Source organism: Microbulbifer maximicatervae (SeqCode) (genome assembly GCF_052467505.1).
In genome coordinates, this window is sequence record NZ_CP174313.1 from 4,790,910 (window position 1) to 4,815,829 (window position 24,920).

22 protein-coding genes are annotated in these 24,920 nt (G+C 46.7%); 9 read left to right on the forward strand and 13 right to left on the reverse strand.

The features are described 5' to 3' along the window. The first annotated feature begins 685 nt into the window (after positions 1–685). Positions 686–2,080 carry a cytosine permease gene (locus tag ACJJIN_RS21045; RefSeq protein ID WP_444896072.1) on the forward strand — a complete coding sequence of 465 codons (1,395 nt, stop codon included), beginning with the start codon at positions 686–688 and terminating at the stop codon, positions 2,078–2,080. 49 nt (positions 2,081–2,129) lie between these two features. Here ACJJIN_RS21045 and ACJJIN_RS21050 read toward each other — a convergent pair whose 3' ends face one another. The 3 genes from ACJJIN_RS21050 to ACJJIN_RS21060 all read right to left on the reverse strand — a co-directional run bounded on the left by ACJJIN_RS21050 (position 2,130) and on the right by ACJJIN_RS21060 (position 4,114). Continuing rightward, a complete protein-coding gene (locus ACJJIN_RS21050) occupies positions 2,130–2,693 on the reverse strand; it encodes a YceI family protein (RefSeq protein ID WP_108734532.1) in 564 nt (187 codons plus the stop codon). Positions 2,694–2,705: 12 nt separating this feature from the next. After that, a complete protein-coding gene (locus ACJJIN_RS21055; RefSeq protein ID WP_444896073.1) occupies positions 2,706–3,311 on the reverse strand; it encodes a cytochrome b in 606 nt (201 codons plus the stop codon). A 134-nt stretch (positions 3,312–3,445) separates the two neighbouring features. Next, a complete protein-coding gene (locus ACJJIN_RS21060) occupies positions 3,446–4,114 on the reverse strand; it encodes a hypothetical protein (protein ID WP_444896074.1) in 669 nt (222 codons plus the stop codon). A gap of 570 nt (positions 4,115–4,684) precedes the next feature. On the opposite strand from ACJJIN_RS21060, the gene yihG reads away from it, so the two are divergent. Beyond that, the gene (yihG, locus tag ACJJIN_RS21065; protein WP_444896075.1) at positions 4,685–5,587 is read left to right on the forward strand and encodes a 1-acylglycerol-3-phosphate O-acyltransferase, YihG family; all 903 of its coding nucleotides are present in this window, start codon (positions 4,685–4,687) and stop codon (positions 5,585–5,587) included. A 52-nt stretch (positions 5,588–5,639) separates the two neighbouring features. On the opposite strand, the gene ACJJIN_RS21070 is transcribed toward yihG, so the two are convergent. Further along, positions 5,640–6,077 (reverse strand): host attachment protein, encoded by a 438-nt coding sequence (locus tag ACJJIN_RS21070; protein WP_413663346.1) that lies wholly within the window; start codon positions 6,075–6,077, stop codon positions 5,640–5,642. A 315-nt stretch (positions 6,078–6,392) separates the two neighbouring features. Here ACJJIN_RS21070 and ACJJIN_RS21075 point away from each other — a divergent pair, with 315 nt between their 5' ends. The 3 genes from ACJJIN_RS21075 (at position 6,393) to ACJJIN_RS21085 (ending at position 8,160) form a co-directional block, all read left to right on the forward strand. After that, complete coding sequence (locus tag ACJJIN_RS21075; protein WP_282931225.1) at positions 6,393–6,821, forward strand: Hsp20/alpha crystallin family protein; 429 nt, start codon at positions 6,393–6,395, stop codon at positions 6,819–6,821. Between the two features lie 74 nt (positions 6,822–6,895). Further along, the gene (locus ACJJIN_RS21080) at positions 6,896–7,312 is read left to right on the forward strand and encodes a CBS domain-containing protein (protein ID WP_108734525.1); all 417 of its coding nucleotides are present in this window, start codon (positions 6,896–6,898) and stop codon (positions 7,310–7,312) included. A gap of 272 nt (positions 7,313–7,584) precedes the next feature. Next, entirely contained in the window at positions 7,585–8,160 is a 576-nt protein-coding gene (locus tag ACJJIN_RS21085; protein ID WP_282931227.1) for a PhnA domain-containing protein, read from the forward strand. Positions 8,161–8,305: 145 nt separating this feature from the next. On the opposite strand, the gene ACJJIN_RS21090 is transcribed toward ACJJIN_RS21085, so the two are convergent. Further along, entirely contained in the window at positions 8,306–8,548 is a 243-nt protein-coding gene (locus ACJJIN_RS21090; RefSeq protein WP_444896076.1) for a DUF6868 family protein, read from the reverse strand. A gap of 233 nt (positions 8,549–8,781) precedes the next feature. Here ACJJIN_RS21090 and ACJJIN_RS21095 point away from each other — a divergent pair, with 233 nt between their 5' ends. The 3 genes from ACJJIN_RS21095 (at position 8,782) to fghA (ending at position 11,975) form a co-directional block, all read left to right on the forward strand. Beyond that, a complete protein-coding gene (locus ACJJIN_RS21095; RefSeq protein WP_413663343.1) occupies positions 8,782–9,795 on the forward strand; it encodes an AraC family transcriptional regulator in 1,014 nt (337 codons plus the stop codon). 174 nt (positions 9,796–9,969) lie between these two features. Beyond that, entirely contained in the window at positions 9,970–11,103 is a 1,134-nt protein-coding gene (locus ACJJIN_RS21100; protein WP_444896077.1) for an S-(hydroxymethyl)glutathione dehydrogenase/class III alcohol dehydrogenase, read from the forward strand. Between the two features lie 14 nt (positions 11,104–11,117). Continuing rightward, positions 11,118–11,975: an S-formylglutathione hydrolase gene (gene fghA, locus ACJJIN_RS21105; RefSeq protein ID WP_444896078.1), complete on the forward strand. Its 858-nt coding sequence runs from the start codon at positions 11,118–11,120 to the stop codon at positions 11,973–11,975. 138 nt (positions 11,976–12,113) lie between these two features. Here the strand turns inward: fghA and ACJJIN_RS21110 are convergent, their stop codons facing one another. Further along, positions 12,114–12,536, reverse strand: a complete 423-nt coding sequence (locus ACJJIN_RS21110; RefSeq protein WP_444896079.1) for a hypothetical protein — start codon at positions 12,534–12,536, stop codon at positions 12,114–12,116. A 412-nt stretch (positions 12,537–12,948) separates the two neighbouring features. Between ACJJIN_RS21110 and ACJJIN_RS21115 the strand changes: the two genes are divergently transcribed. Next, on the forward strand, positions 12,949–15,156 hold the full coding sequence (locus ACJJIN_RS21115; RefSeq protein ID WP_444896080.1) for a S9 family peptidase: 2,208 nt from the start codon (positions 12,949–12,951) through the stop codon (positions 15,154–15,156). A gap of 71 nt (positions 15,157–15,227) precedes the next feature. Here the strand turns inward: ACJJIN_RS21115 and katG are convergent, their stop codons facing one another. From katG to ACJJIN_RS21150, 7 genes are all read right to left on the reverse strand, one after another. After that, on the reverse strand, positions 15,228–17,501 hold the full coding sequence (gene katG / locus ACJJIN_RS21120; RefSeq protein ID WP_444896081.1) for a catalase/peroxidase HPI: 2,274 nt from the start codon (positions 17,499–17,501) through the stop codon (positions 15,228–15,230). Between the two features lie 375 nt (positions 17,502–17,876). Further along, on the reverse strand, positions 17,877–20,225 hold the full coding sequence (locus tag ACJJIN_RS21125; protein WP_444896082.1) for a DNRLRE domain-containing protein: 2,349 nt from the start codon (positions 20,223–20,225) through the stop codon (positions 17,877–17,879). Between the two features lie 87 nt (positions 20,226–20,312). Next, positions 20,313–20,954 carry an Lcl C-terminal domain-containing protein gene (locus ACJJIN_RS21130; protein WP_444896083.1) on the reverse strand — a complete coding sequence of 214 codons (642 nt, stop codon included), beginning with the start codon at positions 20,952–20,954 and terminating at the stop codon, positions 20,313–20,315. Continuing rightward, a complete protein-coding gene (locus ACJJIN_RS21135; protein ID WP_444896084.1) occupies positions 20,954–22,537 on the reverse strand; it encodes an ethylbenzene dehydrogenase-related protein in 1,584 nt (527 codons plus the stop codon). Before ACJJIN_RS21135 ends, ACJJIN_RS21130 begins: the two co-directional genes overlap by 1 nt. A 291-nt stretch (positions 22,538–22,828) precedes the next feature. Next, positions 22,829–23,431 (reverse strand): glutathione S-transferase N-terminal domain-containing protein, encoded by a 603-nt coding sequence (locus tag ACJJIN_RS21140; RefSeq protein WP_444896085.1) that lies wholly within the window; start codon positions 23,429–23,431, stop codon positions 22,829–22,831. An 83-nt stretch (positions 23,432–23,514) separates the two neighbouring features. After that, positions 23,515–23,766: an HP1242/YdcH family protein gene (locus ACJJIN_RS21145; RefSeq protein ID WP_282931240.1), complete on the reverse strand. Its 252-nt coding sequence runs from the start codon at positions 23,764–23,766 to the stop codon at positions 23,515–23,517. Between the two features lie 315 nt (positions 23,767–24,081). After that, positions 24,082–24,834, reverse strand: a complete 753-nt coding sequence (locus ACJJIN_RS21150) for a TetR/AcrR family transcriptional regulator (protein WP_444896086.1) — start codon at positions 24,832–24,834, stop codon at positions 24,082–24,084. Positions 24,835–24,920 lie beyond the last annotated feature (86 nt).

A 24,920-nucleotide genomic window follows, 5' to 3' on the forward strand; every position in this document is an offset into this window, starting at 1 on the left:
AAGTTGTGGCCTGATTGCGACAAAGTTCAATCATACTGGTGGGGGCCTGCTGTGATTGTCCTGCGAGTACCTCAGCAGAACGGAGCCTTGGCTTTCCATTTGTGGCGATCATTTCCCCGAGCTGAGACACTACTTGTTGTGATGGGCGCTGTTCTGCGCCGCTATCCCACTGCTTGTCTCGGAGAGAATTGCCCCAGTTCTGAATGATTTAGTCACTACGATTTTTGGAAATTGTTCTATTTTTGCGCTCCCTTGATAACTGTCTCTAGGGGAGTGCAATAATTGTCAGTAATTGCTTCCATTTTCGCTGAAAAGTTGTGCCGCCGTCAAAAATCTTAAAGACCTTTTCGTACTTTTACTTGTGACTTGGTTAATGTTCTCCAAATACACGGCTGTACACTAGTTTAATGGATACTTGCTTGTATCTTTGTCGATCGCATCTACTTTAATCGATGACTACACAATATATTTCATAGTTGTACGTCGGTGCTAGCGGCATTACTGCTAATTTAGTAAATGGTTACCACTTTTGCTGTTATTGAAAATAAGTCTCAATTGTAAAAGAGAATATATATTATTAACCGTTAAATTTGGCACTTTTGACGGCTTGTATGTCATTGTTGAAAAGGTTGATTTGAAGTAGCTGCTTTGGCGCGCTATTTATCAGATGCACTTAGGTGGCACTTTGCAGCTAAAGAATGAAAATTTAGCGGTAGTGAAGCCCGAAGCAAAACGCTGGGGCACTCTGACGATTTTTAACCTTTGGGCCAACGCCGCACAAAGTCTCGCTGGCTATACCCTGGCGGCAACTCTATTCCTCGGTCCCAATACGAATGCTTGGCTGGTTCTCGCTGGGATCGCTATTGCAGCAATTTTAATTATCATCCTGTTAAATTTAATCGGTGAACCGAGTGTTAAATACGGTATACCGTTTCCCGTATTGGCCAGGGCGAGTATGGGGATCCGAGGTGCTAACGTCCCTGCGTTGCTTCGGGGGAGCGTGGCAATATTTTGGTACGGTGCGCAGACTTGGTTTGCTGCCCATGCCATGTCTTTATTACTGAGAGAGTGGTGGCCACAAGCTGTCGGAGGGCAGTGGCTGGCAATGGACCGGATCGATTGGGCCTCCCTCGTACTTGTCTCCTTATTGCAGGCTCTTCTATTTTTCAAAGGTATCAATACGATCCGTTGGTTTATCAACCTGGCTGCGCCCTGTGTCTATGGAGTGATGCTCGCGTTATTGTGGATGCTAGTGGTTCGCAGTGACGGACAGTTTTCATTTGCAGTTGCTACTTTCTTTGATCGGTCTATAGCATCCTGGGACGATGGCTTGGCCCAACTCATCAAAGTCACAGGTACTATGTTGGCTCTCTATGCGCCGATAATCCTAAGTTATGGAGATTTTGCTCGCTTCTGTAAGAACGTGTCTGTTATGCGAAGGGGAAATTGGCTGGGAATCACTATAAATATGACTGGCTTTGCGATAATTGTTTTGTTTACCGCTATTGCCGCCCAGTCAGTTTTCCACCAGAACCTGGCAAATCCCACTGATATCGTGCAGAAGCTTGGGAATCTGGAACTGTCATTGATCGCCGCGGTTGTTTTTTTTACAGCAACGGCGGGCATCAATGTGGTGGCGAACTTTGTGGCTCCAGTTAACGATATTTCAAATCTTCTGCCAAAGTACCTGGGGTTTCGCAGGGCGGCATTGATAACGCTGTTTCTGGCCTTTCTGATTAGTGCTTTGTGGCCCGCTGTTATCAAACAAATCGGTTTAGTGGCGTTCGTAAACTGGATGGGGGTTTTTCTGGCGCCTGCCTACGGTGTCATATTGTCTCACTACTACTTAATAGAGAAGCGCCAGATGGATGTAGGGCAGTTGTATTACAGCGAAAGTGATGGGCGTTATTACTATTTCTGTGGCTGGAACCCGCGAGCACTGCTGACTTTATTGGGGACATGTATTGTCATCACAATGCTAGCTTTTTTCTTACCGAGAGGGTTGATGGCAGGCGTCGACTGGCTATTGGCTGCAGCTGCTGCTTGCGTTGTTTATTGGAGTGTTGCGAAGCGCAGTTAGGGGGGAGCCCGGAGGAATTTCCGGGCTCAGGGGGTGTACTTTTTTGTTGTTAGATACGGATACCTTCGATATCCAGGATCATCTCAACTTTCTGCGAGGCTGGGCCTAGGGATTTGATACCGAATTCTTTCAGCTCGAACTCAGTGGTTCCACTGAAGCCCTGGCGGTAGCCGCCCCAAGGGTCTTTACCGCCACCGATATTGGTAACGTCAATTGTGATTGGCTTAGTGATACCGCGCAGGGTCAGTTCGCCATTTAGACGGGCTTTGCCGTCTTCCAAAGGTTCAAAGCTAGTGCTCTTGAAAGTAGCAGTGGGGAATTTTGCGGTATCGAGGAAGTCATCACTGCGCAGGTGCTTGTCTCGCTCAGCGTGATTGCTGTTGAGGCTAGTTACATCGATGTCGACATTGATAGAAGATTTTTCTGGTTGCTTTTCATCGTAAAAGAAGGAGCCGTTGAAGTCATCGAAACGGCCGTACAGCCAGCTGTATCCAAGGTGCTTGATACGAAACTGCACAAAAGCGTGAGCCCCTTTGGTGTCGATTTTGTATTCCGCTGCTTGAGCTACAGTCCCCATCAGAGCTGCAATAAGAAATACAGAGAGCTTCTTCATGTCATTTTTTCCTTATTTGGTGGTTGAGAGTGTTGTTTGTACGTGTGAGTGATCGTCTGTAGAACCCTTTACACGGATGCCAAGGATTCTGCGCAGTGTGCCGTCACGGTCAATAAAGTGATGCTTGAGGGCTGCCAAGACATGTGCTGCTACGAGTCCAATCAGGCCCCAGGCAAGGATTTCGTGGATAGATCCCGCAATGTCTTCCTGATTAGGAATCCCTTGTAAGGTTGCAGGGATACTCACTATGCCGAAGACATCGATAGGACGGCCATCGGCGGTAGAAATCAGATAGCCGGAAACCATGATTGCCAGTAGTAACAGGTAAATCAGCCCATGTGTGGCGGTGGCGGCAAATTTCTGCCAGTTGGGTGTTTGGGGGTTGCTCGCCGGAGATGGGTTGGCAAAGCGCCAAGCCAGCCTGAAGAGTAGAAACACAAGCAGGATGATGCCGACCCCTTTGTGAATTTCAGGGGCTCGCTGATACCAGGGGTCGTAGTAGGATAGCTGGCGCATCCACCAACCGAGAATAAAAGTCCCTATGATCGCAGGGGCCATTATCCAATGGAGGGCGATGGCTACCCAGCCGTAGCTGGAGGAGCTGTTTTTGGCCTGCACTTCTCTCTCCTATTGGTAGTACGTCACACTTAGATTTGCTAAGTGCCACTAGGGTACAGCCTTTGGGCTCTACCACCAATGGGGAGTTCCTGAGTATGGGAAAGGAGTCAAAGGTGTTAGTAGGAAATGCCGCGCTATATCGATCGCCCAGGAGAGCTTTCGCGCTCGGCCGCCTGAAGGATGCGCTCACAAGATAGCCGGTCCAGGGAGGAAGAACGCTGTGCCAATTGGTCTGCCAGCCAGCTGGTGGAGTGCTCTTCATCCCCAAGGGCTAGTTGTTCCAGCTGCCAGATAACATTCAATAGGGTCTCACGCTCAAACCCCGTCTCAACCGCCTGGCTGGTAAACAGGTGGGGTTCCAGTTGTTCCAAATCGTTGCGCTTGAGTACTAACTCCGCATAGGTAGGGTACCAGCGGCTGCTAAACGGTTCTGGCCGCTGGTGATAGTCGAAGGTGATTCGCAGCCGGTTTCCGTCGGCATCTTCCAGAAGCGGAGTGTCATGTTCGTAGGCGGGCAGCGCTGGATTATTCCGCAAAATATCCACGATGGCGTGCCAGTCACTGGGATTTTCGTAACAGAGCCTGACAGGCTCTACCAGTTCACGGGTCCCCTTGTGATCTTCCAAAGACAGTTTTTGGCCTGGACGGTACCAGTACAGGTTAAGAAGCTGCTCATCGGCCAGGTCTGCAAGATGTGCACTGGTTAGTGGCTCTTCAGACAATGCACTCAGGTGGTCAACGGCTTGCTGTACGCTGAGCCATTGCTTGCGGTGGAAGTGTTGCTTATTACCTGTAATTCCCATTCTATTCTCCCGGCGCAATTCTACGACCTGGAGCCTCAAGTTTAGCAGGGTGCAACGCTGCTCCAGTCACTATCGTGCCTTTGCGGCGTGGGAAGATAAAAGTTGCTAATCCATGATTATAGAAAGGGTACAATGGCGCCTTTTCATATCCAGGGCATGCTGAAAAAATGAGGCCGCTCACTGGGCTGCTGTCACTGGTTTTATCCGTGCAGTTTGCGCTGATGTATCGCCGATAGATTCAGACTATTCAGTCAATAAATATGGGGTTGAAATGCGTGTTACTCTCCCAGAGTTGCTGCGGTTTGATATTGCCTCTGGCGCGGCTAAAGCCTAGGCGCTCGGCGCATGAATTTATTGCTGTGGAGCAGTTTCCCTTGAGCCATAAATATACACAGCCATGTTGATTGCGATAGGCAGCCTTTAGCCCGGATTATGTAAATACACTGATGAGAGCAGAGTCCGCTTAGTTTGTGATAAGTGGATTTCAAGATATTAAAAAAGAAACGGGTAACCTGTGAATATGGCGTGAGAGCCTGACCTGTAAGCCCGGAAAATTAAAAGAGCCTTTAGATGTTTAACTTTCTCCCTTCGTTTTTGCTGTTGGTCATATCTTCGGTGTTGCTGGCCGTTAGCACATTGGTTTGTGCAGCCCCCATACTCTTGTTTTCAGTTTTTAGATTTATTCTCCCTTTTGCCTTTCTGCAAAAAATTTTCATGGGTTTTTTTATTTCTTGGGCAGAAATGTGGATAACCCTAAATAAAGGATGGATGAAGCTGACCCAAAGAACCCAGGTGGATGTACAGGGGATAGAGCATCTCGATAAACATGGATGGTATCTGGTCACAGCGAACCATCAAAGCTGGGTTGATATCTTTATTATGCAGTCGATTTTTAATCGAAGAATTCCATTCCTGAAATTTTTTGTGAAGCAAGAGTTGATCAAAGTTCCTGTGATTGGAATGTGCTGGTGGGCACTCGACTTTCCATTTATGAAGCGTTACAGCAAAGAATTTTTGAAAAAACATCCAGAGATGCGCGGTAAGGATCTTGAAGCGACGAAAAAATCTTGTGAAAAATTTAAGCTAATACCCACCAGTATTATGAACTTCCTTGAAGGAACAAGGTTTAGCAAAGAGAAGCATCAAAGACAGCAATCGCCTTTCAAACATCTTCTAAAGCCCAAGTCCGGAGGAATTGCTTTTGCAATGCACTGTATGGGTGAGCAGCTGAACCAGTTACTGAATGTCACCATTGTTTACCCTGATGGTATACCTACTTTTAAAGATTTTCTTTCCGGTAAGTTAAAGAAAGTGATTGTTCGCATTGAGAAAGTCCAGTTGCCGAGCCGGTTTTTTGAGAGAGACTACGCAACCGATCAGGAGTTTCGGGTGGAGTTTAATCAGTGGGTAAATGAGTTATGGACTGAAAAGGATGCCCTGATTGATAAGCTTTTAATGGAAAGCAGGGCTTGAGCGGGGTTCGTAGAGAGGTTCACTCGTGACCCTCTCTACTGGTCGAACGTCACTATAGCCAAATAGGAAGCTGAGCCCGGATCTCCTCGGGTTCACAAGCCACCAGATTTTTTCCTGTTTCTCCCGCTATTGTTGCGCGGGTTGGAGTTTTCAAGGCATCCCTCAAGCTGCCAACCATGTAGGGTTCTGCAACAATATACAGTTTTTCGTACTGGCCCTCCTGTCTTCCCCTCTCCAGGGTATGTGCAATTTCTCTGGCAAAATTCTCACCTTCACGGCGATGTAATCCTGCAGAATTACCTACTGAGTGCCTTCCTTGACCATAGCTGTCGAAAGTGCGTCCGGGTGCATCACTCTCTTGGTCTCTGCCAGAGAGCCGCGATTCTGGATGGAGAAGTGCCTGGATTTCATTGAGATTTCCCGCGCGTTTGTTGGCTTCAAAAATTCGCGCTTGGGACTGGTTAGCCACAAGGACCCATGCTAAGGCCATGAACATATCCTCGTTTAACTGCCTTATTTAATCCTAGTAAATAGCCATATTGGCCACGAGCCCTGGTTGCTTATTGATGGATATGGAGGTGGAAATTCTCTTTAGGTGCAATTGGAAAGGAAGTTTTTAATATTTATATGTACAAAAGAAATATACGACAGCTCTCATATTCAATTTGTAATGGCTTTTATCGGCACTTAATCCCTTCGTTTGTCGCAGTATTTCCTAGACTGTACTCAAGATGTAACAGGCGCAAGACGGACTCTTGAGTTTTCTGGCGCCTTTTGCGGCTTAGCGTAAAAAGAGGTTGTAGATATGAGTCTGATCCCCAGAGGGTCCCTATTGGACCTTGATAATATGTTTGAACAAATGCTCTCACCGACCCGTGCAATCGGCTCTGAACGCGAGGGATTTTTTTCTCCGCGTATCGATGTGAGTGAGCGCAAGAATATGTATGAAATTAGCGCTGAGCTGCCGGGAGTGGGTAAGGACGATATCAGTGTAACCCTAGAAAATGGGGTTTTGACCCTTGAAGCTGAGGTGCACCGCGAGGTTAAGGAGAAGAAGGATGGCCGCGTGCTTCGTCAGGAGCGGCGTTACGGCAAGTTCTTGCGCAGTTTCAATCTTGGTGAAGATGTTCGCGAAAGTGAGATTGATGCAAATTTCAAAGATGGGATTCTCACGCTCACGGTACCAAAACATGAGGGGCATCCCCCGCAAAGAAAGCGGATTGAAGTGCACTGATCTATAGGGGGTAAGGGTGATGGGTTTTACCCGTCACTCTCTTTGGCATTTGTCTAAAGAGCTTTGAGGTACCTATGAAAGTTAAACACGCAATGCATGAGGGGGCTACCTGGTGCACCCCGGATACTCCATTACAGGAGTTGGCAAAAATTTTACGAGATGAAGATATTGGTGCAGTGCCGATCGGAGAAAATGACAGGCTTGTAGGAATAGTGACTGATAGAGATATTGTATGTCGCGGTGTGGTTCAGGGGGGTAATCTCAGCTCTTTGTCCGCCCGAGATGTTATGACAGAGGGGATTGAATGGTGCTGGGAAGAGGATGATCTGCTGTCTGCTGTCCACAAAATGGAGCAACAGTTGTTACGGCGAATGCCGGTACTCAATAGTGAAAAGCGTATGGTCGGTATTCTCAGTTTAGGGGATATTACCAGTGCCATCGCCAGCAAGCAGGGTGGGCAGTTCGCAGCAGCGGTCTCCTCGCACCACTGAGTGTGGGACTTAACGCATAATGCTCTTTACAGTCGTCAATCTATATTGGCGGCTGTTGGAAGTTTGAGTGCTCTAGAGTGTCTTGTCCGAAGCCTGTGAATCCCTCGGCAACCTAATGGCTCCATCTACTACTGGGCTGTTGATAGTCTTATTTACTTCCTGTCTGAGCTTGATCATGTTCACGGTCGACCCCGATGTCCGTTAAATGTGATTATTTGGGAGGCGTGAAGGAAGAATCAGTCGTATAATCCCTACTTTTTTTGAGGTTACTTATGGCTGTGACTCAGGAGCAGTTGGCACAACGCAGTGGAAATCAGTGCGAGCTCTGTAAAGCAGAAAATGGCTTGGCGGTTTATGACGTACCCCAGTCAGAGGGCTATCCAGATGCGGCAGTATTATTGTGTCAAACCTGTAGGGACCAGCTGGAAAATCCTGCACAGCTGGAAAGTGCGCACTGGCAGTGTCTGTCGGAGTCTATGTGGAGTACCGAGCCGGCAATTCAAGTGTTGGCATGGCGTATTCTAAAGCGCTTATCTGGCGAGACCTGGGCCCAAGACTTGTTTGACATGTTGTATTTGGATGGCGATTTGCTGGCCTGGGCAGAGGCCGGGGCAATACCAGAGGCTGGTGAGTTGGTGATTCATCGGGATAGTAATGGTGCCCAGTTACAAGCTGGAGATAATGTAGTTATTATCAAAGACTTGGATGTAAAAGGAAGCAGTTTGGTTGCAAAACGGGGAACGGCAGTTCGCGGTATCAGCTTAAGCGATAATCCTGAGCATATCGAAGGACGGGTCGAGGGTCAGAGAATTGTTATTCTGACAAAGTTTGTGAAAAAGAGTGGCTGATAAATATTTCAGAAATAACTTCATTTTCTGAAAAGGGTATCTGCCGGCGGACCCGAAATACTCCCTTGTCCGTCTTAATTATGAAAATAAGAAAGGTATAGTTTACCTTTCTTATTTTTTTGCAAAATATTTCCGCTTTTATCAATTAACTGATAATTTTTAGAGCAAAATACGGTGTAATATTGAAGACGATAATAGCAATTTTGTATTGTGCTAGATATTGAAAATATGCACGGCCTAAATCTTGTTCATTAAGCTCAAATATTCGTGCGTGAATCCTGGTGATCAACTTCCTCAGGCAGACAAGTCCAATAGTTGATAGCAGTAGTATCAATATGTTTATAATCGAAGCCCAGCCTAAAAATAGTGTTAGATTTTCAGTTTCCATGTGAAATTTCCTTGCAGTTCTTTCTCGTATAAACCGATAGTTTTATGAGTAGATAGTGGAAAGTGCCACAATAGTCAGGCACTAGCCTTCAAATAAGTTGCGTTTGTGGATAGGGGTAGTCCCAGTTAGTTGAAGAGCTATGTTATATGATATAGCTATTGTCCGATGCTCATTATTCCTAGACACTGTGTGATAGTGCAAATGAGAGGTTGGCAATATGGTAGCTATAAAACATGAAGCCTATCTATGAAATTCGCAGTGGTGCGCTGGCTGGGTTTAATCTATTGGTGCCACAGCTCGGTGGTCAGTCATCAGATTTTTTAGCGCAAGTGGGGCTTCCTGCGGATTGTACACGTCGTCCAAATATCTTGATCCCCATTGCAACGCTGGTGGACCTCCTTAATTTGTGTTCACGGGACTTGTCCTGTAGTGACTTTGGCTTGCGATTGGCGGGGAAGCAAGGGCTACGTATGCTGGGCGTCCTTGGTAAGCTGATACTGGAAAGTGAGAATCTATCCAGTGCTTTGACAGTAACTCATCGGTATATGGTGTTACACAACCAGGCGGACCACTGGAAAATTTACCAAACCGATGACTGCTTGATTGCAGAGAGAGTTAATCACTTCCCCGACGCAATTCCCGCGCAACAGTATACTGAACTTTCAGTAGGCGCTGCCTATCGCCTGATACAGGAGATGGTTGGCTCTAAAGTATCTCCCCGCTCTGTTTCATTTCGGCATAAGCCCCAATCTCCGCTGAGTAGTTACCAAAATTTTTTTGGCATTGAGGCTAGTTTTGAGCAAGATCGAGATCGCTTGGTTTTTGATGGATCATTGATGAACTATCCCCTCGCTAAACCCAGCAGCGGTCTTATGAGATATTTTGAGGAGTTTTCCAAGTGCTTATTGGCAGAGCACAAGGGTGATATCAGCCGACAGGTTCAAGTCTTAATCCTTCAAACTCTCGGGGCCCAGCAGCACTCCCTGGAGCAAATTTCTCGCTTACTCGGTATGCCAATGAGAACGCTTCAGCGCCGTTTAAATGAAGCGGGAACCTCCTTTAAGCAGTTGGTACAGGGGGCGCGAATGAAGACTGCTCGCTGGCATCTACGGGCCTCAAGTATTGATGTGGGATTACTATCAGCAAGTTTGGGCTACACCGATATCAGTGCTTTCTCAAAAGCATTTCGAGCCATTCATGGAAGCTCCCCACTGCAGTGGAGGAAGCGACAAGCTATTAATTGTTAATCAATTAAAGGAATTATTTTGAATAATTGTTCGGCGCTACCAATTATTACTATAAGGGTGAGCTTTTAGATTTTTCCTGATTTTACTTCAGCAGCGGCGCTTGGCTTTGCACCAATAATCTTAGGGGACTATGCTGGGCGCCACTGGAACGAATGATGAAAGGCAGAATTGAAAATGAGTGCAGAGACAATCCGCTGTAAAGCAGCTGTAGCTTGGGGGCCTGGGGAGCGTTTGGTTATTGAGGATGTCGATGTTATGCCTCCCCAACGGGGTGAAGTTCGCGTGAAATTACACGCCACCGGCGTTTGTCACACAGATGCGTTCACTTTGTCAGGAGATGATCCTGAAGGGGTATTCCCGGCAATCCTCGGTCACGAAGGTGCGGGTGTTGTTGAATCCGTTGGTGAGGGGGTGACCAGTGTCTCTGTCGGGGATCATGTAATTCCTTTGTATACCCCTGAATGTGGCGAATGTAAGTTTTGTCTCTCTGGAAAGACTAATTTGTGCCAAAAAATCAGGAGCACCCAGGGCAAAGGATTAATGCCTGACGGTTCGACACGTTTTTCGGTGAATGGGAAACCCATTTTCCATTATATGGGATGCTCTACTTTTTCTGAGTACACAGTCCTTCCTGAGATATCTGTGGCCAAAATTAATCCCGAAGCCCCCTCAAATGAGGTTTGTCTGCTGGGTTGTGGTGTTACTACGGGAATGGGAGCCGTTACCAATACCGCCAAGGTTGAGCCGGGCTCCTGTGTGGCAATTTTTGGTTTGGGCGGAATTGGTTTATCCGCAGTGATCGGAGCCAAGATGGCTGGCGCCTCACGAATTATTGGTGTCGATATTAATGAGGACAAATTTGCGCTGGCGAAGAAGTTGGGAGCCACTGAGTGTATTAACCCCAAGGCTTACGATAAGCCTATTCAAGAGGTTATCGTAGAGCTTACCGATGGCGGAGTGGATTATTCTTTTGAGTGTGTGGGCAATGTTAACCTGATGAGAGCTGCCTTGGAGTCTTGCCACAAAGGATGGGGGGAATCCATTATTATTGGAGTGGCAGGTGCCGGACAGGAAATCAGTACCCGCCCATTCCAGTTGGTTACAGGGCGGGTTTGGAAGGGATCAGCATTCGGCGGTGTAAAGGGGCGCTCTGAATTGCCTTCTTTCGTAGAGCGTTACCTGGCTGGAGAATTTAAATTGAATGACTTTATTACTCACTCAATGCCCCTTGAGCAAATAAATGATGCCTTCGATTTAATGCATGAAGGTAAAAGTATTCGCAGTGTTATTCATTTCCAGCAGGCTTGATAGGACCACTTAAAATGTCGATTGAATTGGTTAGCAGTACTAAATCTTTTGACGGTTTTCAGCAGCGTTACCGACATAAATCCAGCACGCTCAACTGTTCTATGGTCTTCTCCATTTTTTTACCACAGGATGCAGAGGGGAATACACAGAGGAAATATCCTGTTGTTTATTGGCTTTCGGGCTTGACGTGCACGGATGAAAACTTCAGTCAAAAGGCTGGTGCTCAGAGAGTCGCTGCAGAGTTAGGGATTATCTTAGTGATACCCGATACCAGCCCCAGAGGAGACGATGTGGCGGATGACCCGGGTTATGATCTGGGGCAGGGGGCTGGTTTTTATGTGAACGCGACTCAAGAACCTTGGAAGCAGCATTATCAAATGTATGACTATGTCGTGGATGAACTTCCAAGCCTGGTAGAACTTCATTTCCCCACCAATGGTCGACGCGGGATTTGCGGGCACTCCATGGGCGGCCATGGTGCCCTAGTAATTGGCCTGCGAAACCCCAAGCGATATCAATCAATTTCTGCTTTTAGTCCAATTTGCAATCCTATTGCTTGTCCTTGGGGAGAAAAGGCGCTGGGAACTTACTTGGGAGCTGATCCCAAGAGCTGGGAACCATATGACGCAACAGTGCTAATGGGGCGCGCTGTAGAGAAAACTCCGATTTTGGTTTCTCAGGGGGAACAGGATGAGTTTCTTGAGGAACAGCTGAGACCACATTCCCTGCAAACAGCTGCTGAAGCCAGTGATTATCCTCTTCGGATAGAGCACCATGCAGGTTACGATCACAGTTACTATTTCATCGCTTCATTTATTGAGGAGCACTTAAGGTTCCATGCAGACTCATTGTTGAGCAGACATATATATTAGGCTGGATAAATTACGGACTAGTGAAGTTAGCCCCTCAGTTGAGGGGCTGTTTGGGTAAAGGGTTTCGCGCCCTGGGCAAGTTGCTATGTATAAAGCGATACGAGCAGAATACATAGAGCCAAAGTGAGAGGCGTAAGCTTATCGTGCAACCGCCCGACACTCGCCAATAATTTCAGCTCTGTTCTGGTCAAAAGTTTGTTCGATCAGGAACCAGCCATTGGGACAGAAGCCACTTTCGGCTAGCAAGAGTTCCATTCTCTGCCGGGCAACTTTCTTCACATCTCCAGAATTGGCGCCGCCGGGACCGCCACCTCCTGGGCCACCACTACCCTTACCACCGCCGCCGGGACCACCACCACCTGGACCTCCACCACCCGGACCACCACGCTTACCGCCTTGGCCCTTTGGGCCAGCTCCAATGGTTGCCTTGTAGGTAAAGCGACGATGGCCCAGTTCGGTGATGTCAGTGATAAACGATTCAGTGGTGGGGATCTCTGGTGTAGAGCTACAGCCAGCAGCGATCAAAATCACAGCTGCAGATGCAAAGAGATGAACCTTCATTATTGTTACCCCATATTTTGATAAAAGCTTTAGTCCGACATTAGCTAACCACAAATGTTGGTTAAGCAGAGTAAACATTTGTAAAGGGGGGCTATTGCAGCAGGATTGTTTGTGCGCAAACCCAAAACTATAAGGTACTGCATGTCCCGGAAGGTTCCGTTGTAGAATCCTTCACCGGTTTGCTTTATCCACAATATAGCTGCATTTTTTAGAGGGTTTCCGATAAATTTGAGATACTTCTGGTGATCAGAACAAGTCCCAAAGAGAAGCTATGGCTTACCTGGATGTCATTTAGGCCGGCTCCCAAGGAAGCCGGAGATAACATGGAATTAATCAGAATTTTCTAAATAATACCCCTGCTAGCAAAGTGGTACGTGAATTGCCAACAATACTTAATATAAAGAGTTTTCCTATGAAACAAGCACTGCTTGCATTACTTGGATGTACTTTTGCAGGAATATGTTCTGCAGAGTCACTCAGCATTGAACGGTTATTCTCCGACCCGGCTCTGAGTGGTACCGCTCCCCGAGCGCTGGAATATTCACCTGATGGGCAGCGCGTAACTTTCCTCAAAGGTAGAGTTGAAGATTACAACCGTTACGATCTTTGGGAGTACAACCTGAAAGACGGTCAGTCCCGAATTTTGGTCAATTCCGATAGTCTGCACAGCGGTAGTGAAACTCTTTCGGATGAGGAAAAGGCAAGACGGGAGCGCCAGCGAATTTATGGTAGTGGAATAATGGAGTACAGCTGGTCAGAGGATGGTCGGTCTCTGTTGTTCCCTTTGGCCGGCGATATTTACTATTACGATCTCAAAGACCGTTCTTCACGTCGACTGACTGAAACGGAAACCTTTGAAACCGATGTAAAGGTTTCTCCCGAGGGGCACTTTGTTTCGTTTATTCGCGACCAAAATATCTATATTGTCGATCTGAAAACCGGTAGGGAAAAGCAGCTAACCAGCGACGGCAAAGATTATATTAAAAATGGAATGGCTGAGTTTGTTGCCCAGGAGGAAATGGACCGGATGACCGGTTACTGGTGGTCTCCTGATGATCGGCATATTGCTTTCTTGCAAGTTGATGAGTCGCCAGTTGATCAGGTAACCCGTAGCGAAATCTATGCGGATCGTATCGAAATGATACAGCAACGTTACCCCGCTGCTGGGCGTGCGAACGCAAAAATCCGACTTGGCCTTATAGATATTGATTCGGGGGATATCCGTTGGATCAACCTGGGAGATAATCAGGATATTTATATTCCCCGAGTAAAATGGGCCCGTGATCACCTGTTAACTTTCCAGTGGCAATCTCGAGACCAGCAAAAGTTAGAGCTTCGTGCTTACAATCTCAATACGGGAAAAACCCGAACGCTCCTTACCGAGTCCAGCGATACCTGGGTTAACCTGAGCCATGATCTCCACTTTTTGGAAGATAGCGATGCTTTTATTTGGTCATCGGAGAGGGATGGCTTCAAACACCTGTATAAATATGATTTTGGCGGTAGATTACAGGCACAATTGACTAAGGGTGATTGGGTGGTTGACGAGTTAGAGGCTGTTAATGAGCAGGCTAACCGTCTGTATTTTACCGCACGAAAAGATACTCCAATCGAGAGGCATCTCTATGAAGTATCCCTGCAAGGGGAGAGCGATATTAAGAGAATTTCACAGCGTAGTGGCATGCACTCTATCGAATTTTCTGAGGATGCCTCTGGGTATATTGATAAATTTTCCAGCGTTACCACGCCCCCTCAGGTGAGCCTGCACAGCAGCTCAGGGACCAGAGTTACCTGGCTTGAGCAGAACGCTGTAAATCGTGATCACCCTCTCTATCCTTTTAAAGATCAATGGATCACTCCGGAATTTGGCAGTATTGAGGCGCCCCATGGCCAGGAGCTTTTCTACCGCTTGTACAAACCTGCTAATTTTGATGCGAAGAAAAGTTACCCGGTAATGGTGTTTGTCTATGGTGGTCCACACGCTCAGGTGGTTACCAATAGCTGGGATAAACTATTCAACCAGTATATGGCACAACAGGGTTATATTGTTTTTTCCCTAGATAATCGTGGTTCAGCAAACCGCGGTACCACTTTTGAGAATCCTATCTTTAAGAATATGGGATCTCCTGAAGTGGAAGATCAAATTACCGGCGTTGAATTCCTGCGTACCCTGCCTTACGTTGATAAAAATAAAGTAGGTATCTTCGGCCACAGCTACGGTGGTTACATGGCACTGATGAGTATGTTCAAAGCCGGAGACTACTTTAAGGCGGGGGTATCGGGTGCGCCGGTTACGGACTGGACGCTGTATGATACCCATTACACTGAGCGTTATATGGGCAATCCAACCAAGGATATGGATGCCTATGAGGCATCTTCTGTGTTTCCCTATGCTAAGGGCTTACAAGGTGATCTGCTGATTTATCATGGCATGGCGGATGACAATGTGTTGTTTACCAATACCACTAAACTTATAAAACAGATGCAGGACAACGGCCAACAATTTGAGCTGATGACTTATCCAGGCAAGAAGCATAGCTTGCGCGGTAAGCAGACTCGCATCCACCAATACAGCATGATCAAGCGATTTTTTGATCGGCATTTAAAGGGGCAGGATTAAAACTTAAATAATCTCCCAGAAGAAAAAACCGAGGCTAGCCTCGGTTTTTTCTTTATTGAGGTATATGATTCTTAAGACTGAGGCTGATCAACCCGATCCAAATTCATTACCTTGGTCCAGGCCTGCACAAAATCATTTACAAACTTGTCAGCGCCATCACTAGAAGCATAAACCTCTGCGACTGCCCTTAATTCAGAGTTTGAACCAAAAATCAGATCTACAGGTGTGGCTGTCCACTTTGCCTGGCCACTTTTGCGATCTTTTCCTTCATAGATACCCTCTGATTTTGCCGACTTGGACCAGACAGTAGACATATCGAGCAGATTCACAAAGAAATCATTCGTCAGTGTGCCGGGGCGCTGAGTAAGTACACCATTCTGTGAGGAGTCGGTATTTGCATTAAGTGCGCGCATTCCTCCAACCAGAACAGTCATTTCAGGCACACTCAGGGTTAACAGACTGGCTTTATCAACTAATAACTCTGTAGGGGTTCTTCCATAACCATCGCCAAAGTAGTTGCGGAAGCCATCGGCCAGAGGTTGTAGTACTGCAAAAGAATTAATATCTGTTTGTTCCTGGGAAGCATCGGTGCGTCCAGGTTTGAATGGGACCTGAATTTTATGTCCGCCTTGCTCTGCTGCTTTTTCAATGGCTGCTGCGCCTCCAAGTACAATGATATCTGCCATTGAGATTTTTTTGCCCCCGGATTGGGAACTGTTAAATTCCTGCTGGACTTTTTCCAGCGATGCCAGGACTTGTGATAGTTCAGTGGGATCATTTACCGACCAGTCCTTTTGGGGTTCCAGGCGAAGACGGCCACCATTGGCGCCACCGCGAAAATCTGAACCACGGAAGGTAGAAGCAGAGGCCCAGGCAGTCCTCACCAGATCGGGAACGCTAATGCCTGCCGCCAGTATTTTTGCTTTGAGAGAATTTATATCCCGGCTGTCAATCAGAGGGTGATCAACTTTGGGGATAGGGTCTTGCCAAATTAAATCTTCTTCGGGCACCTCCGCTCCCAAATAGCGCGCGCGAGGGCCCATATCCCGATGAGTCAGCTTGAACCAGGCTTTGGCAAAGGCGCGTTGAAATTCTTCCGGATTTTCCTGAAACCGCTTGGCAATTTCTTTGTAGCTGGGATCGAACTTAAGGGATAAATCCGTGGTAAACATGATGGGGGCATGGCGCTTGTTCTTGTCGAATGCATCGGGCACCAGATTTGCCGCGCTCTGATCATCGGGAATCCACTGAACGGCACCAGCTGGACTTTTTGTTTTGACCCAATTGAATTTAAACAGGTTGTCCAGATACTGCTGGCTCCAATTGATCGGGGCGGCAGACCAGGCCCCTTCCAGGCCGGATGTCATTGTGTCGTCGGCATTACCTTTCCCACACTTATTTTTCCAGCCAAGCCCCTGTTGCTCTATCGGGGCGGCGGCGGGCTCTGGGCCGAGGCAATCAGCTTTCACTGCACCGTGAGCCTTACCAAAAGTATGGCCTCCGGCAATCAAGGCTACTGTCTCTTCGTCATTCATCGCCATGCGGGCAAAGGTTTCGCGGATATCTGTGGCGGCAGCCACCGGATCGGGATTGCCATTGGGGCCCTCCGGGTTGACATAAATAAGCCCCATTTGCACAGCGCCCAGGGGCTTGTCCAACTCTCGGTTGCCGGTGTAACGCTCATCTGCCAGCATCTTCGTTTCGGGCCCCCAATAAACCAGGTCGGGCTCCCAGTCATCCTGTCGCCCCCCGGCAAATCCGTAAGTGGGGAATCCCATGGACTCCAGGGCTACATTGCCGGTTAGCACCATAAGATCAGCCCAGGACAATTTGCGCCCATATTTTTGTTTGATGGGCCAGAGTAGACGGCGGGCTTTATCGAGATTGGCATTATCAGGCCAGCTGTTGAGGGGATCGAAACGCTGTTGGCCGCCACGGGCACCACCGCGACCATCACCGATCCGGTAGGTGCCAGCGCTGTGCCAGGCCATTCGGATCATAAATGGGCCGTAATGGCCATAGTCTGCGGGCCACCAGTCCTGTGAAGTTTTGAGCTGAGTTTCGATGTCCTGTTTTACCGCTTTAAGGTCCAGGGTTTGGAATTCGGCAGCGTAATCAAAGTCGTCACCCATTGGGTTGGATCTTGGAGAGTGCTGCCTGAGGGGACGCAGATCCAGCTGATCAGGCCACCAAAACCGATTGGACTTTGGCTGTCCTTCTACTGCACCCTCAAGAATTACTGGATCAGTGACAACTTCCTCATGGGTATCTGCGACACTAAATGGCGCGACTATAAATATTGAGATTAATAAAGCGACATAACTACGATTATATTTTATTAACATTTACAGTATCTCCGTACGATCGTTGGTACATCCTTTGGCTCATTATTTATTTGATGATGAAATACCTGACTCTATTCCTTACCGCTGATTTCTTTTGCCCTTTGGCTGAAGCGTAGTCTTGGATATGGGGTTAATAGTATATGAATTTTATAGCGTCAGGTTTAAAAGGAATTAATAAGGTAGATTGGTAAACTTAATTACTGGTTCTTTTATTTAAAGGAATTATGGTTTTGGGGTAGGGTGACGTTGATATTTTTATATTTTGAAGAAGTTCGTGCCAAAAAATTTGGATTGTAAATCTAAACCAGTGTTGGAGAAATAAGATACACAGAACGGGATAAATAAGGCTCTCCGGACAGAGAGCCCTGAAGGCAATTAATTGCAGAGTGTCTGTAAGGTAAGAAGAGGGCTCTGCCCGCTCTCTTTGGAGCTTAAATCCAGACCGTTAATGCCCCGTTCCGATGCGATGACCAGGCCGTTATTATTATCGTTTAACCAGCTGTCGACGATTCCTGAGGCTCCCAGGTCAATGAGATGTCGGCCGGTAGAGGAGGGGATAAAACTGCCCACCTGGAGTCCGAGAATAGAACTACCCCCGACAGAATCCCAAGTGGCCGACTCTTCCCGCCAACTTTGTGTTGCCATGTAAATGCCGTAGCTATTGCTGGAGGTATTGGTTACATTCAACTCGAGTGTCGCATCAATATACTGGCGACAGCTTAAATCTGATAAGTCAAAGCGAATGAGGCTATAGAGAGTTCCATAGGTTAGATCACTGCCGTCGGCGAGGAGTCCATCGCTATCAGCATCGAAATTATTATCCTCTTTTCTGGATGAAATAAACACATCGTCTGAAGCAACTTGAGATACCTCTTCACTAATAGAATCGCTGCAATCGGCGGTTACCCTGAGGGCTGGGGCAATACCGGTTTCTTGTGAAGAGATATCTACCCCATCACTGCCACTCAGTGAGGCAATGACCAAGCCAGTATTTTCATTGTTCAGCCAACTATCCAGAAGACTTGATGAACTCAAGTTCACCACTTGGGTTCCAGTAGACGACGGGGTAAAGCTGGCGGCCAACTGTGAAAGCACCGTTGATCCACCGACAGAATCCCAGGTGGCTGATTCCTCACTCCAGTTGGATTCAGCCAAGTAAATACCGTAACTATTGCTGGACCGGTTGGTGATATTAAATTCGATCTCAACTGAATTTATCGTCGAGCAGTGAGATAAATTGGAAAGATCAAATTTAATCAGTGAGTAAAGCGTTCCATAGGTGCTATCACTGCCATCTGCGAGAAGTCCATCTGAGTCATTGTCAAAATTACTGGAAGAGTAGCGCGATGAAATAAATGTGTCATCAGTCACTGGTAGTGACAGTTCGCCATTACCAGTGTCGTCCTCAAGCATAACGCTCCTGCCAACGTTATTTTGTGCGAGAACCATAGCTTCACCAATTCGGTTGGCGCTCCACCAATTGATATTTTCCGGTAATACAAGAGGATTATTGGCTCGATCTTCTCGTGTTAGAGTACTTGCGCTGTTATCGAACTGTGCTGTGCGTACAGTGAGTTGGTCAAAGCTGACCTGGATAACTTTGAACTGCTGGATGCTGGCCATATCTATGGTCCAAAACTTGGCATCATTTGCTGAGCGAGCTGGTGCTCCCCAGCTTCCCTCACCAACGTAAACGGTGCCGCCGGTTTCGTTGGTTGAAAAATCGCTATTACTGGGGGCAACGACTTCGGTGACTTTGGTGAGATGGGTATCTGATTCGACCACCATATTCATGGCGTAGTCATAAAAGGGTTGTGCCCACCAATTAAATAATGTGGGGTTGTCAGATTTACCGCTGTAGTGGGGGAACATGGGTTTGTGGTACTGGGCAAAGCGCCAGTGACTGTAGGCGCCAGTCCCTGCTAAATCACTCTCAAGCCAATTGTTCATGGCGGTAGCATAAGATGACCAGCCGCTTTCTTGAAACTGGCTGTTTAGTGTGTAGACACGCAATAGGGGGGAAATTTGTACTGCGCCGTAGGTATCACTGGGGCTACAACTACCATCCGCATTGAAGTCCACACCAAAGACCTGGCAGGTGGTTGAATAGTTGTCATCCTCATGATTTCCATGGGTAGGTATTAGAGGGTAAATACGTTGATAGCTATAGCCATCAATTTCGTCGTTGGAGTAGGTCAGCGTCCAGTCTTGTAAAAAGTCATCCATTTCCGACGCACTGTTGGCGTTGGTAAAATCACCGCCATGCATAACGGCCAGTGGGCGAATTTTGGCTAGTAAAGCATTGCCCTCGCGCCGTGTTGTATGCCCCGTGCGGGTATCTCCCCCAGCGACTATGACGAAGGGAGATTCCTCCGCAGGAGCCGTTTTAAACCAGAACCGGTCGCCACAGCCGTCCTGATCACACACACGATAGTAAACTGCTGAATCCGGTGTTAGGTTTTCCAATCTGACAAAGTAGCTATCTAAGCTGCCATCGAAGGTAGATGTAGAATCAACCCCTTGACTGCTCCAGCTATTTTCATTGGTTGAATAGCCAAAATTAATGTAAGGGTTACTACTGTGGCCATCTGGCGAAAAACCGATAACGGCACTGGTGGATGCATCACCATCCCAGGCCAATCTGTGGTGTTTAGTTGCTGAACTGGCATCAATTGCCAAACATAGAGCCGAGATAGCAAAAGCAGTGCTTAAGAACCGTCTCATTGGGGGTTTCCTGTAAGTAGTGGTTATTCTTTTCAGGCGCAGCAGCTTTAGAGATTAGTTGCAAAAGACTTGTGCGGCGCGCCGGAATTATTGTGGATCTTTATTACAGGCCGTTGAATGATTGGAGACTAAACGAACGAAAGCGGCGTTTCGATAGGGAATTGTGATGGTTTTTGCATTCATAAAATTGATTGCGCCAGCACCTGTTCCCAGATATTGGTAGATGCCATATAAAGGCCTGTCAAAATTACGGGTCCAATAATCTCCCCTTTGAGTTTTCGGGAAATATTCAGTCGCAATTAGAGGTCTGCCAGATTTACTTTCCTGCAGGATAATGGATCGTAACTCTGTAATATCGGGGAGCCGCCAGTTTTGCGTTGCACACAATTTCTGTTGATTGGTATTGCGAATCAGATCCTCGGTATCACACCGCTCTTCTTCAAAATAACAATCTCCATTATTTTCTATACCTTCTTCATATTGATACCACGAGTAGGTCCACCTTCCATCGTGAATTCCTTCGTCGTCAGTTTTTACTTCCCAAAGAAGCCCTGTATCGGTGTCGCAGATACAGGACCAGGGGCCTGCCCAAGCCTCGATAGGCTCCCCATTTTTATCAATTTTAACTAAGTGATATTCCCTTGGCAGAGGTTGTGATGGTTGGTGCAGTATGACTGCACAGACCGTGATTGCAGGAAAAATGAATACCCAAAATATGCGCACAAACATTATTGATCTGCCAACTTGATTTTGACGGGGAGGGCGTGGCGAGTGTGGGCGATTTGCGAGTGATCAAAGGCAGAAACCCAGAGGCAAATACCATCTTTTATTGCTACATCTAACGCTGACCCAGTATTTAATTTTCGCACCATCTCCATAGACCATTGGCCTTCCTGCCAAACAGCATAGGCCCTGACATCGGCACGATCTCCCTCAAAGCGATTTGAGGTATAGAGGACTGAAGGCATAATCGTATTGATAGGATAATTGTCATCTTCAGCCGTGTATGGCTGGTAATCAAACCAGGAAATAGTCCAATCGCTCTTTGTATCCTCGTTTTGATATGGCGTCAGGCTGGAGGGACTTTTGGGGAGTCGTTTTGGTGTAACGTTTTTTAAGGAGTACCACTTCCAGTTCATTAAGTATGCCCCGGACTCTTTGCCATCCTGGAGATATCCTGCGGTATAGCGGCGTGCTCCTGGCCTTACAATATCAGGCCTGCCAATATAATTGTCATCTGCCAGGTGCATTTTATTGGTTCTTACTGCTTTCCAGTGCCAGAGATCGTGTATTTCATCGGATGAGCTGTAGTGGTAGCCCTTGCCATGCCAATTTGCGGGCAACTGTGCTGATGGTTTGCGGCCCAGGTGAGAGGTTCCCGAAGCACCGAAATCACAGGAATTGGAAAGCAGGATGGCAAACTTATCTTCATAGTGACGGGTTTCATTAAAACTTTGAAAACCTTGCTGTTGTATTTCCCAGCCAGAACCAACTTTTTTCAGTGGTAGGTGTTTCAGGCTTTCAGTGGGATCTTCCCAAGTGATATGAAAAAATATTTCCTGTTGGTTATGCAAGGCTCTCAAGTTGACGGTTGAGCTACCATCAATAAAGTTAGCACCTCCGTCAGTATGGATTTTAAGTGATATGGCTGAGGACCATGCGGATTCTTGGGGGATTCCATCTATGTTTATAAAGGTTTCCGGATTTATTTTCTCAACTGTAAGATCGTGGTAACTGTTATTTGTAACAGTAATCCAAAGTAATAAAGTGATACAGCCGGTAGATAAGTAGGTGAAAATTGAAGTTCGATAGCCCGATCGAGTATTGGGAAGTAAATGACTCAAAGCCTTCAGGCCATAGGTTGTTAGGTAAACGCCAGCGTGAAGGAATATATAGAATAAGATCGTAAAAGCACTATAAAAGTGTGCCTGGCGAAAGATAGAAGGATTGCCGGAACCAATAAATAAAATCCAGCCACTTAAGATCATGAGTATTAAAAAAAATGAGCCAATGCGTGTTACTACCCTATGGTAGCTAATTGATGTTTTATGAGGTTTGCTTTGCGAGTTTGTATTTTTTATTTTAATTGTTACTTTATAGGATAAGTAGCAGAGAAGGATGGCTGAAGTAACAATTGCTACAAAGAAGTGAATATCATGAATATGTCCCTGGGGTAACAGTTCTTCGATATTTCCAATGCTTGGCTTAGTTAATGTGGAGATACGGAGCCCCGTTAGCAGGCTACATAAAACTGCAACAATGGCCACACTGTGCAGGATTATCCAAAGAGTACTCTTCGGTTGTTTGGCCATGGGAGTATTCCAAAAGGGATTAGGCTAGTAAAAAAGTGTGGCATTTATATTAATTAAAATAGACTACATTCTGCTGATGGAGTCACGGCGCCTAAAAATGAGGAATGCGCTGCGCTGTAGTAACGCATTAAGGATGAATGCCGATTCCGAGCTTACCGAGATGTAATCACAGCGAGTCTCAGTTGTAGAGTCTCCTTTCCACCTGACACAATAGTTTACTACTCAGTATTTTGACCTGTTCAGAACAAATAGCGGGATAACTTATTCTTGTTGGTATTTCGCATTTTGTAACTATTCATGCAGCTGACACTTATTCAGGCTTTCACTTTTCTCCAAATCTTCCGATATGGCCATAAGTTTCGGGTGGTCACTTCTCCAGTCAAAATTTTCATGGCGAAAATCAAGATAGGATAGTGCTGAGCACAAGTTAATATGTGGCAAGCTAAGACTGGCGGGTAATCGATCCAGGTGCTTTTCCAGGTAATCTAGAGATCTCTCAATAGCACTGAAGTAGCGCTGCCACCAAAAATCAGACCTAAGTTCTTCCCGTGCGCGCAGCTTTTCCATTTGCAGATGCACTGCTGCGTCCATTAATCCAGAGCTGACACTGTGAAAAGTATACAGATCCCAATTGTTGTCCAGTGGTGCAGATAAGTGACCATCTCCTAAGCTTTTATCAAGAAATGCACAGATGACTTCGCTGTCAATGATCGAGGAGCCATTATCCAGGGTTAGACAGGGGACTTTTCCCAAGGGGTTGCTGGAAATAAGTTCGTCGTCATTGTGAAAGGGGTGAGAGAAATGCTCTGTTACCACAGAGTGCAGGCGCTGTTCTTGCACAACAATGCGCGCCTTGCGCGCAAAGGGGGAGGAAAAGGTCAAGTACAGTTGCATAGGCCAAGCTCTTTTAGGCTGCGTGCCCTTTCAGCAACTGCAGTGACCGCTAGTGCTGCTACGAGCAACTGTTAACGCGTACTTTAGTGATGTGTAATCACTGAAGTAATGCGGTTATAGAGGTGCTGTTTTAAGTAGGCTCTCTGTTTTTTGAGGCTGGAATAGTGATCGTCGTCGGTGCCAATACCACTATCCTGAAGGCCTCTTATTTGTTTATCCAGTTTGCTGTAGATGTCGTTTTCAAGTTTGAATTGAATATCGTCTTCGATGAGCTGCTTGATTGTGTCTGCATATTCTGGGAAATCCACCGAGAGCTCGTGTGAAGCAATGGGCATAAGGGACCTCCACAATCGATATTAGTTAATGAAGTGTAGGTTCAGTCTTGCCAGTCACAAAAATGCAATTCTAGCGCTGCTTCCCTTAATCAACATAGTTATAAAGTGAAGTTAATATAAGTCTGTATATAGCCATTTGATATATATAAAAGTTGAAGCTATTTTATTAGCAAATATTTTTTACCCTCTTTTTTTTGATTATTGGTAATTGTTAGTCAGGTGAGGCTTAAACAGAGGGCTGGGTGGAAATGACGGGCACAAAAAAGCCCGACAATTACTTGTCGGGCTTTTTTGTTAGCGGTTCTGCTACTGGGCTTAGGCCGAAGCCTCCAGTGGGGCAAAGCGCAATTGGCGCCTCTGCAAAAGCTCACCGAGGTAGAGCTTTAAGTAGGCTGCAGCGGCCCGTTTCCCCTCTGCTGCGGAGTCTTCTGTTATTTTCCCAAAGCGGGAATAAGACTGGGAGCAGAAAGAGTCATTAATGTTGATGGCACACATAAACCGGTCTCGCCAATCCTGAGAGGGTGGTAACTCAAACTCCCGAGACAGGTTCTTGATCAGAGTATCTGCCAGGCGCCAATTGTTTTCCATTTGTAGTTGGCGTAATGCCCAACTGGACTGAGGTCCAAAATGTACTTTTAGTGCCGCGAGATTCTCTTCATAGTAGCCGCGCACAAGGTCGCACAGCTGATTCAGCATATCCTGCCAGCTTTCTGACGGAGAAAAATCCGAATGGCCCAATACTACGTCACCGAAAGATTTATAGTGACGCTCGGCCAGGGCGGTTAAGCTGGCATCTACACTTGGGAAGAAATGATAAACAGACGCTGCTGGAACACCTGCAACCTGACTAAGGTTTGCGAGGCTAATATCCGTAGAGTCTTGTTCAGTAATTAATACTTCAAGGGCGTCAAGAAGCTTTTCATACTTCTCCCGACCATTTTTGCGTTGTGGTTTGCGCGGACTGGCGGTGTCGCGCCGGCTGATTGCTCGTCGATCGATTTGGTTCAAACTACCTCCCCCTTTAGACAAGCGGTACTGGCCATGGGCTAGCATACGCTTTACTTCCATGTAAAAAATTGTCTTTTGGAATTGATTATTATAATCGTACCAAATTCGGGCGAGCAAGAAGAACTTGTTTGATTTGTGGGGTAGTT

Excerpts from the sequence above, each read along its gene's own strand:
- ACJJIN_RS21050 (WP_108734532.1), bottom strand. The coding sequence starts at position 2,693 with ATGAAGAAGCTCTCTGTATTTCTTATTGCAGCTCTGATGGGGACTGTA.
- ACJJIN_RS21060 (WP_444896074.1), bottom strand. The coding sequence starts at position 4,114 with ATGGGAATTACAGGTAATAAGCAACACTTCCACCGCAAGCAATGGCTC.
- yihG (WP_444896075.1), top strand. The coding sequence starts at position 4,685 with ATGTTTAACTTTCTCCCTTCGTTTTTGCTGTTGGTCATATCTTCGGTG.
- ACJJIN_RS21070 (WP_413663346.1), bottom strand. The coding sequence starts at position 6,077 with ATGGCCTTAGCATGGGTCCTTGTGGCTAACCAGTCCCAAGCGCGAATT.
- ACJJIN_RS21075 (WP_282931225.1), top strand. The coding sequence starts at position 6,393 with ATGAGTCTGATCCCCAGAGGGTCCCTATTGGACCTTGATAATATGTTT.
- ACJJIN_RS21080 (WP_108734525.1), top strand. The coding sequence starts at position 6,896 with ATGAAAGTTAAACACGCAATGCATGAGGGGGCTACCTGGTGCACCCCG.
- ACJJIN_RS21085 (WP_282931227.1), top strand. The coding sequence starts at position 7,585 with ATGGCTGTGACTCAGGAGCAGTTGGCACAACGCAGTGGAAATCAGTGC.
- ACJJIN_RS21090 (WP_444896076.1), bottom strand. The coding sequence starts at position 8,548 with ATGGAAACTGAAAATCTAACACTATTTTTAGGCTGGGCTTCGATTATA.
- ACJJIN_RS21095 (WP_413663343.1), top strand. The coding sequence starts at position 8,782 with ATGAAGCCTATCTATGAAATTCGCAGTGGTGCGCTGGCTGGGTTTAAT.
- ACJJIN_RS21100 (WP_444896077.1), top strand. The coding sequence starts at position 9,970 with ATGAGTGCAGAGACAATCCGCTGTAAAGCAGCTGTAGCTTGGGGGCCT.
- fghA (WP_444896078.1), top strand. The coding sequence starts at position 11,118 with ATGTCGATTGAATTGGTTAGCAGTACTAAATCTTTTGACGGTTTTCAG.
- ACJJIN_RS21110 (WP_444896079.1), bottom strand. The coding sequence starts at position 12,536 with ATGAAGGTTCATCTCTTTGCATCTGCAGCTGTGATTTTGATCGCTGCT.
- ACJJIN_RS21115 (WP_444896080.1), top strand. The coding sequence starts at position 12,949 with ATGAAACAAGCACTGCTTGCATTACTTGGATGTACTTTTGCAGGAATA.
- katG (WP_444896081.1), bottom strand. The coding sequence starts at position 17,501 with ATGTTAATAAAATATAATCGTAGTTATGTCGCTTTATTAATCTCAATA.
- ACJJIN_RS21125 (WP_444896082.1), bottom strand. The coding sequence starts at position 20,225 with ATGAGACGGTTCTTAAGCACTGCTTTTGCTATCTCGGCTCTATGTTTG.
- ACJJIN_RS21130 (WP_444896083.1), bottom strand. The coding sequence starts at position 20,954 with ATGTTTGTGCGCATATTTTGGGTATTCATTTTTCCTGCAATCACGGTC.
- ACJJIN_RS21135 (WP_444896084.1), bottom strand. The coding sequence starts at position 22,537 with ATGGCCAAACAACCGAAGAGTACTCTTTGGATAATCCTGCACAGTGTG.
- ACJJIN_RS21140 (WP_444896085.1), bottom strand. The coding sequence starts at position 23,431 with ATGCAACTGTACTTGACCTTTTCCTCCCCCTTTGCGCGCAAGGCGCGC.
- ACJJIN_RS21145 (WP_282931240.1), bottom strand. The coding sequence starts at position 23,766 with ATGCCCATTGCTTCACACGAGCTCTCGGTGGATTTCCCAGAATATGCA.
- ACJJIN_RS21150 (WP_444896086.1), bottom strand. The coding sequence starts at position 24,834 with ATGGAAGTAAAGCGTATGCTAGCCCATGGCCAGTACCGCTTGTCTAAA.